Here is a 13,462-nt window from a genome sequence, read left to right as displayed (position 1 = left end):
CATCACGCCGAGACGTCGGCACGACATCGATCAGACCGACAGTCTCCCGATTGGCCCACCGCCTACTCGTCCTCGGCAGCGCGTTGATCGTGTCGGCCGGCCTCGTTACAGTCCATGCACCGGCTGCCCTGGCCGTCGACACCGTGACCGACCTCGGCATTGCCTGGGGTAGCGCGGATACCGCGGTAGGCGGCGGCAAGGTCTTCGTTTCGGCGAACGATCGGATCGTCGTCGCAGACACCCAGGGCACCGTCAAGGACGCATTGACCGGGCTGCCTCGACCGTCAGGCCTCGCGATCACGGCTGACGGAACCTCCCTGTATGCGGCACTCAGCAGTGCCAACCAGATCGCCGAGATCGATACCCAGACCCTCGAAATCGCCCGGCGGATCGACCTGACCGCCTATCCGTGCCCGCAGAGCCTGACGCTGGCCGGCAAGTTGCTGTGGGTCGGTCATGGCTGCAATGACGACTGGAAGGGCGGTGTCGTCGGTCTCGACGTGTCGGCGACGGTTCCGGAGCCGTCCCGGATCCCGATCACTTTTTACCGTGCTCCCCTGGTCGTTGCGGCGGGGAATACGCTGGTCGTTGGGGAGAGGGGTGTCAGTCCCGCAGACCTGCTGGTGTACGACGCCTCCAGCACCACTGCCACCCTGCGCGGCACGATCGACGGTTCCACGGACGATCGCGGCAACCTGCAGGACCTCGCCATGACGACGGACGGCTCGACGGTTGTTTCGGCGTTCGGTTCCCCCCACCGGTTCGAAGGCTGGGACACCACCAGCCTGACGCGGGTTCGTACGTACGGTGGAGAGTCGACGTGGCAGGCAGGTGCGACCGCCGTTGCAGTAAGCCCGGATGGCGCCCATGTCGTGGGCGGTTGGTCCGCCCCTACCTCGGACGCCAAGCGTGTCGCTCTGTATGACGCGGCGACGGCGGAAAGGACGTACACGAACGACACCACGATCGGTGAACTGCTCCCGGGCAGCCTTGCCTTCTCCGGCGATGATGTCTTCGGCGTGATCGAGCAGCGAGACACCCATCAGCTCCACCTGTGGCGGATGGAGGCAACGACCCTCTCACCGTCCACGCTCGCTTTGTCGGCTCCGTCCACAGCACAAGTACTTGAGCCGCTCACCCTCACCGGCAGGCTGACACTGGGCGGCTCCGACACGGGCGCACAACCCATCGAGGTGACCCGCCGACTGCCTGATGGCACCACCGCGACGCTCACGGGTGTGACGACCGAGGCAGACGGTACGTTCACCGTCACCGACACCCCGCCGATCGACGGCACGATCAGGTATGACGTGACCTGGGACGGCAATGCGAAGTTCCGCTGGAGTGCGACCTCAGCGACGGTAAGGGTGGCCAAGCGTCTGTCCTCGCTCACCCTGAAGGCTCCGATTGATGCGCTGGCGCTCGAACCGCTGACCATGACCGGACAGCTCACCCTGTCGGACGGGTCCGCCCCAGGCGCTCAGCCCTTGGTGGCGATCCGCTACCTGTCCGATGGGACCAGCCAGATTCTCCCCAGTGTGACAACCAAGACGGATGGCACATTCACCATCACTGACACCCCACCCGGCAACGGAAGCGGGCTCGCCGTCAAGGCCATACCCCCGCCCTCCGGAAACGTCAGGTATGACGTGCATTGGGAGGGCAACGCAAAGTTCTGGGGGAGCACGGCCTCACAGATGGTTCGGATCATCAAGCGGAACGTGACGCTGACGTTGTCCGGACCGACGAAGGGGAACGTAGGCAAGCAACTCCAGTTGAGCGGAACGCTGGATGCCGGTGGTCAGCTTCCTGCAGCGGGTTCTCTGATCAAGGTGGTCCGGACAGTCACCAACCGCAGCGGAACCGTCAACACCACGCTGCCGTCAATAGCCTTCGGCAGTGCCGGATCATTCGCCTTCACCGACACCCCGGCCGTGGGCGGTGACTACACCTACACAGTCAGTTGGGCCGGGGATTGGGCCTTCCTCCCGGCCGAGGCAAGCCACCAGATCACGATTCCGGGCGCAGCCTGAGAGCTCACACACGACCGATTGAGGCCATCGGTGAGCGGGGCGGCTGGCCAGCCGCCCCGCTCACCGATGGTGCCGTTCGTTCGCATGCCCCCAGACGAGGACCTTCCTCCCGCCGCCTCACCAGATGTGACGTCCTCTAAGGGGGATCCACATCTCACCTACTGCCGGCCACAGGGGTCAGCCGCCTCGCAGACGGCCGCAGGTCTGCATGAGCATCGAACGCTTCCGTCGCTGCGGGAAGGCATTGGGAAGGAGTAGCCGCAGATGATCGGTGACGGCCGGACACACTCGGACACACAGAGAAGCCCCTGACCGGCTCTTTAACTGGTCAGAGGCCTATTTCGTGGGGTTGGATCTGGTGCCCCGGCAGGATTCGAACCTGCGGCATCCGCTTTAGGAGAGCGGTGGCCCTATGGCCGGCTCGCACGGTCTGAGCTGCGCTAATTCCTGGCACCGCCTACGCCATCTGAAAGATCATCCCGCGTATGTCCCAGTACTCGTCGAAGACAGCCCACATCCTGCTTGCGTGTAGCTACTACGTCGGCGCGTGCCCACCTCAGTCGAGAGGCTCGAGCCACGCAGGCGCTGATGGACACGCTCGGCGTGTCCCCAAAGTGGTTGCGCCCGTGGGAGTGGCTGATCGGGGGCACCTTTGCGGTGCTGGCCCGCTCCAACATGGAGGGCCAGTAGCTGCTGGAGAACTTGCCAGGGCAGGGAGCTCTCAACTACCACGTACCCGGACGTGAATCTCCTTCGGCACCAGTGATCCCAACCACGATGGCATGACCCACTGGGATCGGGGCGTCATCAAGCGCTTGCATTACGTTCCGTGCTATTTTGAACTACCTTCTCGCCTCGATATAACGGTGGATAATGGTGCCTGGCTCTGAGGATCGCAGCGCGTTGCTGGATAAGGTTGTAGATGCGGTTGGCGGTGCCTATTACTCGGAGCGGGTGCGTTCCGGTAGTAGCGCGAGAACCCGGGCGCAGACGGCGCAGTCCACGATCACCCTGTTCGCCGGCGGTCTCGTCGCCGCGCTGACCTTCACGGCGCTGGCCAGCCATCCACTTGTCACTCGGGCTGTCGGTGTCGCGGCCGTGGGGCTGTGGCTATGCGCCGCGATGATGTACGTATGGGCCATTTCCTTACCGGTCCACCAGCTCGTAAAAATTCGCGAGGCAACGGATGTCGATGACTTTGTGGCCAAAGTACTACAAAAAGCCGACATCGAAACCGAGGAGATCGATGAACGGCAGAAATGGGCTACGAGAATGGCCGCAGGGGCCCTGGGTCTCAGCGCCCTGACCTTCGGGTTGGCTGTCCTCGTCGGACCGGCTGAGAAGACCGTGCCCGGCGTCGTCATCGTCGAGCAGAAGGACTTGATGAGCATGGCTGGCGCCTGCCGGTTCCCGCCGCATAACGCGATCGAGGGGACGATCAAGGAAGCCACGCTCACCACCGCGTTCGTAGAGATCGCCGTCAAGCGGGACACCTGCGCGCCCGGCGTGACTATTCTCCGCATTCCCAGGGCAAGTATCAAGACGATCGGATTGCGTGAGCAGTGAGATGAGTACCCACCTCAACATCTTGTGTTTGGGCTCGCAAGGAAGCGACGACAAGCCGGTCATCGACCTTGTCCGCATGCTGCACAAACGGGCCGAACGCCTCGATGTGATCGTGGCGTTCGGCCGGGACTTGCTCGACGCGGTGCTGCTGGAGTGCTACGAGGACGACTTCCAACCTCTCGTGCTCCCGGTTCCGGGGATCGGTGACCTACACGAGAGCGCGGCCGGGCGGCTGGTCGAGCGGGCGCTGGTGAATAACTGGCGCGACATCGAGGCGGGCCTGTGGAGCGGCGAGTACTCCGAGATCGTGGAGGCGATGCGCGATCGGGTCTTCAAGGACTTTCTCGACTGGGCGCGCAGCTACCACGATGAAGTATGGCAGCCCGGACTGCTTCCCGGCGATGGCAGCACTCGGATCGCTGTTGGAAAGCGGCAAGTGGGTCTGATCGTGGCCAATACGGTCTTCCGCATGGTCGCCTCGCCGCCCGATCACATGCTTGCGGTCTGCGCGGTCGAGCAGCTCTCACACGCTGTCGGCGGCGACTTCGCAGCTTGGAAGGCTAGGAACGACCTGACTGTGGTCGTTGCGGCGGAGCCGGCGGCGTTGCCACTGGGCTTCCCGCTGGACGGCTCGACGTTGCTGCTGACCGGACGGCAGGGCGGCGACGATGCCTGGAGCGTCGGAGGCCAGTCATACCGCCTGATCCGGGCGCAGTTCGGGCAGACGGGCCAACCTGAAGTAACGGATGCTACCGAGGGAAAGGGGATCACACTGGCCCGCCGAGCGCCACGGCAACAGCCCACGCCGGTGCCGGTAGTCGAAGAACCGTACGACGAGGCCAAGCACTTGCAGGAGTTCTACCGGCAGGTCGAGTCCGGCCGCATGGTGCTCGTGCTCATCTCCGGCGCAGCGAAAGACACCATCGACCTCGACAAGCTGCGGGACCAGATCACCGTCACGACGTACGGCAACTTGCCCTCCTCGCAACCATCGATGCGCAGCATCTGGCCCGACGCCGTCGCTAGTCTGTCCGCGCCTCAACTCCAGAGCATCCTGCAACAACTGCGGAGCGCGCCTGGCGCCCAACTGCCAGGCGTCCGCAACCTACTGCGCAGCCCGTGGTGGCGGATCTACGACTTCACTGGCTCTAACACCCTGCAGGCCATGGCCAGCGGCGACGATCAGATTAGTGCCAGGGTCTTCAACGCCTGCTATGACCGGCCGGAAGAGGACCCCACCGTCGATGTCGAAATCATCGCCATGAACGGCATCGTCGGTGACGATCTTTCCACCATCGACTTCGGCCCGGCCAAGAGTCACGCCGACCCCAGGAGCCAGTGGTTTCGTCAATTCCAGACCGACGCGCTCCTCTATCCTATGGTCTGGATGGCGGCCTCCCCGAGCAGTCAGGCTCTGTGGGAACCGCAAGAGCTAATCGCTACCCAAGAGCACGAAAGCCTCCCAGCGCGGTTCGTCGTGACTCCCGACGGCATCCCGGCTGACCGGGCACGACTTCGCAGCAACGGCCTGATCCACATCAGGCGGGATCCGGCTGATTTCGCCGCCACCAGCCTGCGTCCCGGTATCGAACAGCTCCGTAGAGGGCGGGATCGCCGAGTGGCGTTGGTAGACGAGACGCGTATGGGTAAGGGCGTCGCGCTGGTGTCGTCCCTGATCAAGGATAGGCATGTTGGGAGCAAAGACTACCTAAAGGGGCACGATCCCACCTGGGGCGACATCGTCGACGGCAAGGCGGCGATGTTGTCGGTGGTCGAGGCCATTAGGCGTGCCACCGTACCCGGCGTCGACAGGGCCGAGCCCATCGTGCTGGTGAAGGGTCGAGCGGGGTCAGGGAAGACGACCGCGCTCATGCACTTTGCTTACTACCTGCACCGCAAAGGCAAGACGGTTGGCTGGATCGACCGCGAGACCACACGCTCGCGCAAGGCTGTCGTCGACGAGATGCTCAAGCTTAATCCGGACGCCATGTTCGTCGACGATGTGGCGATCTTCAGCAGTCAGGCCGCCACGCTGCTCCGGCACTTGAATAGGAACGGCCAAACCCTCGTGGTGGCCAGCGTGCGGAGAACTCGCGAGGACGTACTCGACGCGACCTTCCGCCCGAGCGTGGTTGCGGCTGACGACCCGCTGAACGACGATGACCTCGAGAGGCTGGTGAAAATCCTCAAGGATAATGGGCTGCTCGGCATCCTGAAGGAGTACCGCTTCATGAGGCAGCGCGTGGAGAAGCTGCGCCAGCTCAGCGGCCGGAGTTTGCTCGCCGCGATGATCGAGGTGGTCACCAGGCAGCGATTCGAGGATAAGGTACGCAGCGAGTACGAACAGCTCTCTGATGAGCGCAAGTTGATCTACGCCACGGTCAGCTTCCTTCAGTCCGAACTCGTCAACAAGCAGCACGGCATCGACGAGGGAGACCTGATCCAAGTCGTGTCGCAGGGGGCACCAGGGGTCGAGACGGTCAACGCGATTAACGTTCTGATAGGGCAGCGCCTGCTAAATCTCACGCCGGAGGGATCGTTGCGGTGCAGGCAGAAGACCTTCGCCGACACAGTCGTCGACTCGATTCTCAGGGACCAGCCACCCTTCCTGGCGGAGATCATCCGTTCGCTGCTGGTGTTTTACGCGGAACGCGGCGGCCACATCACGCGACATGACCACCCATATCGGATGGTCATGATTCGTCTGCTGAATCACGACATGATGAAGAAGACCAAGATCCCCTACGGCGATGTGCGCTCCATCTACGACTCGGTTCATGATCTGCTGCACGAGGACTTTCACTACTGGCTGCAACGCGGCCAGTTTGAACTCGAACGAGGCGATCTCTCTATCGCGGCGAATCACATGCACTCGGCAATTGGGTGTGACGGAGGGGCGACCGACCACCTCGTCCTGACAACCAGGAGCTCGATCCGCCTGCGGCATGCGACGGCGTATGCTAAGGATGCTGCATCGTTCGCTGAGGCCAAGGCGGCCCTCGACGACCTAGAGTGGATCGCGAAACGTAAGGGCTCAGACTCTCCGCACACGTTTGCCGTGATGGTCCGTGACGGATGCAACTGGATGGAGGCTTGCCGGACGGTGGTATCGAAGGATCAGTTCCTGGACCTCGGCAGCCAAATCCTCGACATCTGCGAGCTGGGCAAGGACGTCTGCGAAGACAATAATCAGTTCTTGGATGTTGCAAATCGTTACGAGCCAAAGATCCGACGCCTTATGGGCGTGCCCATGTAGCTAAACGCCGCAGCCGCCCCGGCTCGATAACAACTCAAGTCGTAAGCGCAGATCATCGCCGGATGGGGTCGTGCAGCTCAAGTTTAGTAAGCACACGCTGGTATGAATCTTCCGTGTGCTCGCTGGCACAGATTGCACAGTGAGTCTTTTTCATCCTGATGTGCCAGGTCACAGGCTTGTTGCAGGCTCCTGAACTTGATCTAAAAGCAGAGAAGCCCCTGGTAGATGCGTTGTCGACCAAGAGCAACAGCATCTCCAGGAGCTTCGCGTGCTGTTCTATCGTGCTGCGCTGCCGTTGTCACCCCGGACGTTGACGTTCCTGTCCGGCCTCAGACGTCGTCACCGCAAGAAGATCGGTCCCCGTTGGCGCCGGCTCAACCCCGGCCAGCAGGCCATGCTCGCACTCGTCCACTTGCGCAAGGGCGAGACGCTGACCGAACTGGCGGCGAGCTTCGCCGTCGGTGCCACCACCGCGTGGCGCTACATTCGGGAGGCCATCACTCTGCTCGCCGGCCGCGCACCTCATCTGGACCAGGCGTTACGCGCCGCCCAACATGCCGGCTACGCCTTCGTGGTGCTGGATGGCACCCTGATCCCGATCGATCGGGTGGCTGCCGACCGGCCGTACTACTCCGGCAAGCATAAGAAACACGGCATGAACATCCAGATCTTGGCCGCTCCGGATGGAACTCCACTGTGGACCTCCGGCTCCCTGCCAGGGGCGGTACACGACGTGAAGGCGGCGCGGGTCTGGGGTACCGTGCACCGGCTGAAAGCCGCCGGACTGATCACCCTGGCAGACAAGGGCTACGTCGGCGCAGGTGAGCCCGTGCGCGTGCCGTACAAGGGGAAGAACAAGCCGGCCTGGCAGAAGAGCGCGAACTCCTCCCACGCCAGGCTCCGCGGACCGGGGGAACGCGCAAATGCGCAGCTGAAAACCTGGCGCATCCTCCGCAAACTACGCTGCTGCCCTCTTCTCGCAGGTCAGCTCGTTAAAGCCATCCTCGTCCTGCAACTCCGCGAAGCAGGGTGAAAAGCGCTCAGTGACCGTGTTCGACTAGCCCCAGCCCCCGCTGTAGGAGAGCGGTTGCGTGAAGAGTCCTCCAAGTTACATGACCTGGGCAAATATCGTTCGTGGGCTGTCGCATCTTGAAGATCATCCCCATATGTCCCGGCGCCATGGGGGGCAGAGTCCGAACCGCGACTTCGTGAGCCACCTTCGCGGCAGCGAAACGGTGAGGCTACTGTTTCGTTCTACTCCAGGAGAGGGACATCGACGAAGGTGGCGCCGTCCCAGTAGACCAAACTGATATTTAGGTCAGTTAGCAACGCCTGAAGGTCTTCCTGGGGCTTGTCGGGGAGCAGGACCGCTAGTGCTGGCTGACGGGGCTCAACATGCCGGCGGTAATCCAAGAGCTGCCCGATGGCCATCCGCACTGCTTCGCGAGTGCAGGTGCCTTTCAGCTCGTACAGGACATGGCCTTGGACGTCGTACAGGTCGGTGAGGAGAGTGCCACTGAGGCCTTTAACGGCGATCTAGAATCGCTTGAGGTCTCGGCCGTGGGCCTTCATGAAGGCCTGGAACTGGTTGGCAAGTTTGGCTTCACGCCGCTCAGCGGTCGTCTGAGGCGCCGCAGATCGCGAGCTCTTCGTTTTCTTGTTCGTCTCCGGCTCCACAATTGCGCTGGTGGTGACGCTTGCCGGAACAACGGTGGCAGTAGTGGCAGTAGCCGGCGGGATGACATCACCTTCGACTCGCTGATAGTCCTCAGCAACAGGCCGCAACGAAACACGATGACGCGCCGCATCACGAGACTACTGTTTGGTGCCTCGCGGGTCACATAGGGCTGGTTGGCCGTTCAGTTGCCGTCAGGCATGACCAGCAGGCTTTCGATCCCGGCGAACTGACAGCCAGAAGGCTTGTGATCGGGCGATGTCAGGGGTGGCGCGTGAGCTGTCATGCTCGTGGTCGCCTGCATTGTCGTCACCGTTGCTGTCGACTCTCGTACCCATGACACCCAGTGCCGAGTCCGGACGGAGGAGGAGCTTGGTGTCGATTGCCGTCACTCCCGAAGGAGGGACGCAGTAGAAGCGATCGGTACGGCCCGAACCCCTGGACACTTGATCCGTAGGGCCCGGCGATCACCTCCGTGAGAGTACAGACATGTGATCCTTGGGACTGGGCGTTGCTGTACAGCAATTGGCGTCGGTGGCCCACCATCATGGCCGGTGGCAAGTGGACCCGCACCGCAGGGCCGCCAGGCCCGAGGAGTGGAAGCCACGCGGCAGCCCCAACGACGCTTTCGCCCGGCGAGATATCGTGCCTTTCGGGAGGGATCATATTCGCGTGACGAACGGCTTCAGATCCTGTCTAGAATAAGGTACCTCAGGTACTCGCAAAGCTGCGGGTCTACAGCATAGATTGCGGTGCCACGCATGCCGCGCATGCGCGCGTTAGTAGCACCTTGTACACGTTGCGGACCAACAGCTCGAACTCGGCGTCAGACACCGTCTTGTTGCTCTTTAAGGCGGGATCCTGGTTGTACTGACGCACCGTAGCCAGTCGACGAACAGCGCTATGAGGATGGATACGTTCGGCGGACATAAAACTGTCTGTAAGCTTTTGAAGAGGCAAACAAGCGCCACGACCGGCACTCGACCTTCAGCCGTAAGGCCACCTCCTGAACGTGCTCGAAGCAAGTGTCCGGCGTTGGATTGATCCGCATATCAAAGCAACAGAGAGCAGCCAATCGGGCCCCCCGTTCATCACGATACGAAGCAGCCTGTTCAACACCGTCATGGATCCACCGTTTAGTCTCACCGTCAGGGACTTGAGCGCCGGTAGAGCGCCGACTCCTAAGGACCTTAAGTTCCAGAATGGCGTGCCGCGTAACTATAGACCGATTCCCAGGAGACGATTCCTCTATTTCGATATCCAGTCTCCCAGATGCTTGCGGTTGCTCTGCGCGAACATAGCACGTAGGAAACGAGCCGGTTAAACCGCTACGCAGGACGACCTGAATTCTATCTTCTGCGTCAGTAATAGGGAGGTGTTGGTCCGGATTCTCCCACAACTTGCCAGCTTTCCCTTGCACATCAGGAGTGCATAGTTGCTGTTCATACAATCGGTCGATTACCTCGAAGATCTCCTCGAGAGATATAGGCTCTCCGGCAATCTTTACGAGTCTAAAGTTACTTCTATGCGCTAAGCCTTCTGGATAGTAGCGAGCCTCTGGCATCGGAGTGCGGGTTTCGAACACCACAGTAGGAACATTGCCAGCGTTCAACTCATCGATTATAAGCGTGAAGATCGATGCGTCACTATCCTCAGCTTTGATCTCGATAGACAAACCATCATTGGCCGCTTTATTAACAAACCACACATGACCTGAAATCGGCTCTATCCCGTTGTCAAGCATGGGCAGATACTTGGTGGCCCGGCCTTCTGTAATATCTTTCGGCTGTGGGTGAAGGCAGAAAACGGCCGGCCGTCGCTGACCCTGTTGCAGTTCACCACGATCAATCCGCTTGCGGAGAAGTTGCGCTACTCCGACCAAAAATCGTACGTCATCAGGGAAGTCGGCATCACTACCCACTCCTAAAAACTCATTGATAGTCTGCTGGAGAGCCGCATCCGCCCATGGGCCCATTAGGTTAGGTTGCATCCTATTCACCAGTTCTCAATGCGGAATAGAGGTGCCTTACATAAAGGTGAACGACTTCGGCGTCGGTGAGCTTGCGCTGAGATGCCATCAGGCTGCGGAATCGTTCGCTTACTTCGGTAGTCCGAGTCATCCGCGAGTTCTCCGGCGCAAGATCAATAACACTTCCGACACCGAGAAGTGGGTCTGAATACGTCGCGTCAGCGAGTACTGCGCCCCCCAGACCGTAATTGCCAATACCGGCCAGCGCGAGCGCGACTTCCCTAACAAAGTGAAGTTCTCGCGCGTACTGGTCATCTCTCTCAAGAGCAAGCAGAATTCGTCTGCCGAAATCTCGATTCAGGATATAAGTGGCGTCCAGCCGCCATGCGTCGCCCGAACGCAAGTGTTTGACTGAGGCTGGGATGAGTACACCCATGCCTACCAAGCGATCTAAATCGTGTTGCAGCTCTGGATTGATTGGCAGTTCGGCCTTTTTGAGAAGTTCCGCTTCAAGCACGGGTATGTTCCATACCGGCGCCAAAGCATCAGCAAAGTATGCTACTGCATGTATTGTGGGAAGAGGTACCGGCGCAATTCCCCCGTCCTCGCATGCCTGTACCACTGCAACCAATCTTACGAAAACCTTCAAAGTATCTGGCGCCCACGCCATAGAGAGACTATCCATTTGTGGCCTTATCGAAAATCCGCTGCAATGCTACGCTGTATTCGTCCCTCAATTTAGTTATTGCCGCCGTCGGTGACGCAATCTGAATAAGATCGACCACCCGGGGATCTTCGGTACTGGAAATACGCGAATTTCTCAGCAACGTTGGGATGAGCTCACCGTCGACCAGATTCGAGGTAAGGATGACCCTGTTGTCACTCTCCGGGTTTCCGAACTGTGTAAGGACACGGGCAGCCCTAGGTGCGAACACAGCATCCAGTGATGATTCCGGTGCATCGACAATTAGCGTGCCAACACCCCCCTCGCCGGCGACGTTCATAAGAGCCATCCTAAAAGCGAGATCGATAAACTCCCTTTGGCTTTCTGATACTTGTTCCGCTCCATTACGTCGCACCGGAGAGTTGAAATCCGTACCAGTCATGTCTACTTCGAATACGGAGAAGCCAATAGGGTCACCAGATTGCCCCACTCTTTCGGTGTGAGTGCTCCATATCAGCGCGCATGCTTCGACAAGGAAATCGTGGGCATGGGAATCAAATGCAGCTTTCACGTCAGTATGTCGCATTGCTACTTGGAAGTTCGCCCTCTCAATCCGCTCCGCATATGTGACACGAATTTCGTTTAGTTCCTCTTTCATAGTCTCTATGCGCGCGTGCATCTGATTGAACTCGCGTCGGCGCTGTCGGAGTTCCTGATCAGATGCGGGTAGGCGCTTGATAAGTGCATCGAGCCTTGCTGACGTAGCCGAAATAGCGTTCTCGAGTTGCCTCATCTCCGTGAGCGTGGCGCGATAAGCAGCTTCGGCATCTGAGCGAGCATCTGATGCCGACATAAGATGCTCGTCTGCCATCTTGAGAGCATTAAGAGCATCCTGGATGCTCACGCTCGAATATTCGCTCGCCGCGCCGTTTCTGACGGAAGATGCGCATATGACACATCGTGATGCATCAATTCTCTCCCTGAGTTGCTGAGCAAAATCAGGAACATCCGTACCGCACACGAGGCAAGAGTCACCTGCGAGGAGCTGACTCACGATATAGAGGGCGCTTTCACTATGCGTCGGAAAAGCGGTTGCTATTTCTAGTAGGCGTTGATGCTCGACAAGCCTATATGCCGACTCCCGCTCTTCCGCTGCTTTAAGTGTCTCTACTCTCGTTGTCTGACGTTGTGCATCGAGTTCATTCAGGCTGTCTTGAAGTACAGTGAGCCGCGCGCTGTCCTCGTCATGCAGCTTGGCAAGACGAGATATTTCTCTTTCCAGCTCCGATCGCTCCGCGAAGGATTTTTCTTCGGATTTGAGGTGTTTGTCTTGCTTGTTGACGACTGCCTGGAGGTTCCTAACCTCGCTATCCTTGCTTAGGACCTCACGCTCAAGCGCGAGGTATGCCTCCGTCTCGTCAGGAGGAAGAAAGAGCAGCCTCAATAGATGTCGCTGTGCGGTTGGATCCCATACCAGAGATCGTCGATCTTCGAAATAGAATACGAGGTATCTAAGGATTAGCAGCCAATCAATGAAGGAATTAAGCCCAGTTATCTCTGCGATGGACTTTCGGTATTCATCTTCGGCGATTGGCTGCGACGTTCCATTCACTGTGAATCCGCGCAGCGCTAGGTTTCTGAGGTCTCGTGTAACGGAAACCGATGTCGTACCCAAGCTGAAGCTAAGCGTTGCCGTGGCTCCTTTGGCGCCATCGTGCACACGTGTAGCAAAGGCTTTCAATTGCTGAGAACTGAGAGAACTTACCCGTAGCTGCCGATACCCTAGCTCAGGTTGCCCTGAGAAACCTGCGATATCGGCGGGGCCTGTACACATACGAAAGAGTAAGAGCACAAGAGTGCTTTTGCCGAGACCGTTAGCCCCTAGAATCAAGGTAAGTCCCGGCTGAAAGGAAGCACTAAGGCCTGGCTGACCGGCTGTGCCCGGATAGAGCCCATAGCCTTGCACTGAAAGGTGTTCGAAAACCGGGAGTTTTATCATGGCTTTCTAGGTCAACCTTCTGTGACGCGGCGATAACTGGCCCAAAACGGGCCTCACTTTGGACATATGATCGTTTTATATCGCTTGCCTGTTGTCATGGCAACAGTCGAGGAGGAGTGTCGCATGACGGCTGGAACAAAATTGCTATTTAGGCGATCCGTAACTATGAAGATTGTTGATCAGTGTCCCATTTTTAACGTATATGTCGGTTTTTACACCTACCTGCACGCGTTCTTATTGGGGCCGCTGGTCAGACAGTGCCCACTCGCCGGGACGATGGATGGGATGCCTTCGGCCTTC

7 protein-coding genes and 1 tRNA gene are annotated in these 13,462 nt (G+C 59.4%); 4 read left to right on the top strand and 4 right to left on the bottom strand.

Annotated elements, in window-relative coordinates:
- Positions 1-50 precede the first annotated feature (50 nt).
- Entirely contained in the window at positions 51-2,033 is a 1,983-nt protein-coding gene (locus ACIBG4_RS16290; RefSeq protein WP_397202442.1) for a hypothetical protein, read from the top strand.
- 356 nt (positions 2,034-2,389) lie between these two features.
- Here ACIBG4_RS16290 and ACIBG4_RS16285 read toward each other — a convergent pair.
- Positions 2,390-2,474 (bottom strand) — tRNA-Arg (locus ACIBG4_RS16285).
- A 462-nt stretch (positions 2,475-2,936) separates the two neighbouring features.
- Between ACIBG4_RS16285 and ACIBG4_RS16280 the strand changes: the two genes are divergently transcribed.
- The 3 genes from ACIBG4_RS16280 (at position 2,937) to ACIBG4_RS16270 (ending at position 7,888) form a co-directional block, all read left to right on the top strand.
- On the top strand, positions 2,937-3,599 hold the full coding sequence (locus ACIBG4_RS16280) for a hypothetical protein (RefSeq protein ID WP_397202441.1): 663 nt from the start codon (positions 2,937-2,939) through the stop codon (positions 3,597-3,599).
- Complete coding sequence (locus tag ACIBG4_RS16275; RefSeq protein WP_397202440.1) at positions 3,589-6,855, top strand: hypothetical protein; 3,267 nt, start codon at positions 3,589-3,591, stop codon at positions 6,853-6,855. The genes ACIBG4_RS16280 and ACIBG4_RS16275 overlap by 11 nt, the downstream gene beginning before the upstream one ends.
- Before the next feature lie 268 nt (positions 6,856-7,123).
- Positions 7,124-7,888, top strand: a complete 765-nt coding sequence (locus ACIBG4_RS16270; RefSeq protein WP_397202439.1) for a transposase family protein — start codon at positions 7,124-7,126, stop codon at positions 7,886-7,888.
- Positions 7,889-9,431: 1,543 nt separating this feature from the next.
- Here ACIBG4_RS16270 and ACIBG4_RS16265 read toward each other — a convergent pair.
- The 3 genes from ACIBG4_RS16265 to ACIBG4_RS16255 form a co-directional block, all read right to left on the bottom strand.
- Positions 9,432-10,505 (bottom strand): hypothetical protein, encoded by a 1,074-nt coding sequence (locus ACIBG4_RS16265; protein ID WP_397202438.1) that lies wholly within the window; start codon positions 10,503-10,505, stop codon positions 9,432-9,434.
- A 16-nt stretch (positions 10,506-10,521) separates the two neighbouring features.
- On the bottom strand, positions 10,522-11,016 hold the full coding sequence (locus tag ACIBG4_RS16260; protein ID WP_397202437.1) for a hypothetical protein: 495 nt from the start codon (positions 11,014-11,016) through the stop codon (positions 10,522-10,524).
- A gap of 160 nt (positions 11,017-11,176) precedes the next feature.
- Positions 11,177-13,162, bottom strand: coding sequence for an AAA family ATPase (locus ACIBG4_RS16255; RefSeq protein WP_397202436.1), 1,986 nt, complete (start codon positions 13,160-13,162; stop codon positions 11,177-11,179).
- Positions 13,163-13,462 lie beyond the last annotated feature (300 nt).

The sequence above is a fragment of the Nonomuraea sp. NPDC050383 genome, from assembly GCF_044459125.1.
Classification (GTDB): domain Bacteria; phylum Actinomycetota; class Actinomycetes; order Streptosporangiales; family Streptosporangiaceae; genus Nonomuraea.
Note: the sequence above shows the minus strand (reverse complement) of the source record. Positions and strands in the feature narration are given on the sequence as shown.

Coding starts and splice junctions, on each gene's coding strand:
- ACIBG4_RS16255 (WP_397202436.1), bottom strand. CDS start 13,162: ATGATAAAACTCCCGGTTTTCGAACACCTTTCAGTGCAAGGCTATGGG.
- ACIBG4_RS16265 (WP_397202438.1), bottom strand. CDS start 10,505: ATGGGCCCATGGGCGGATGCGGCTCTCCAGCAGACTATCAATGAGTTT.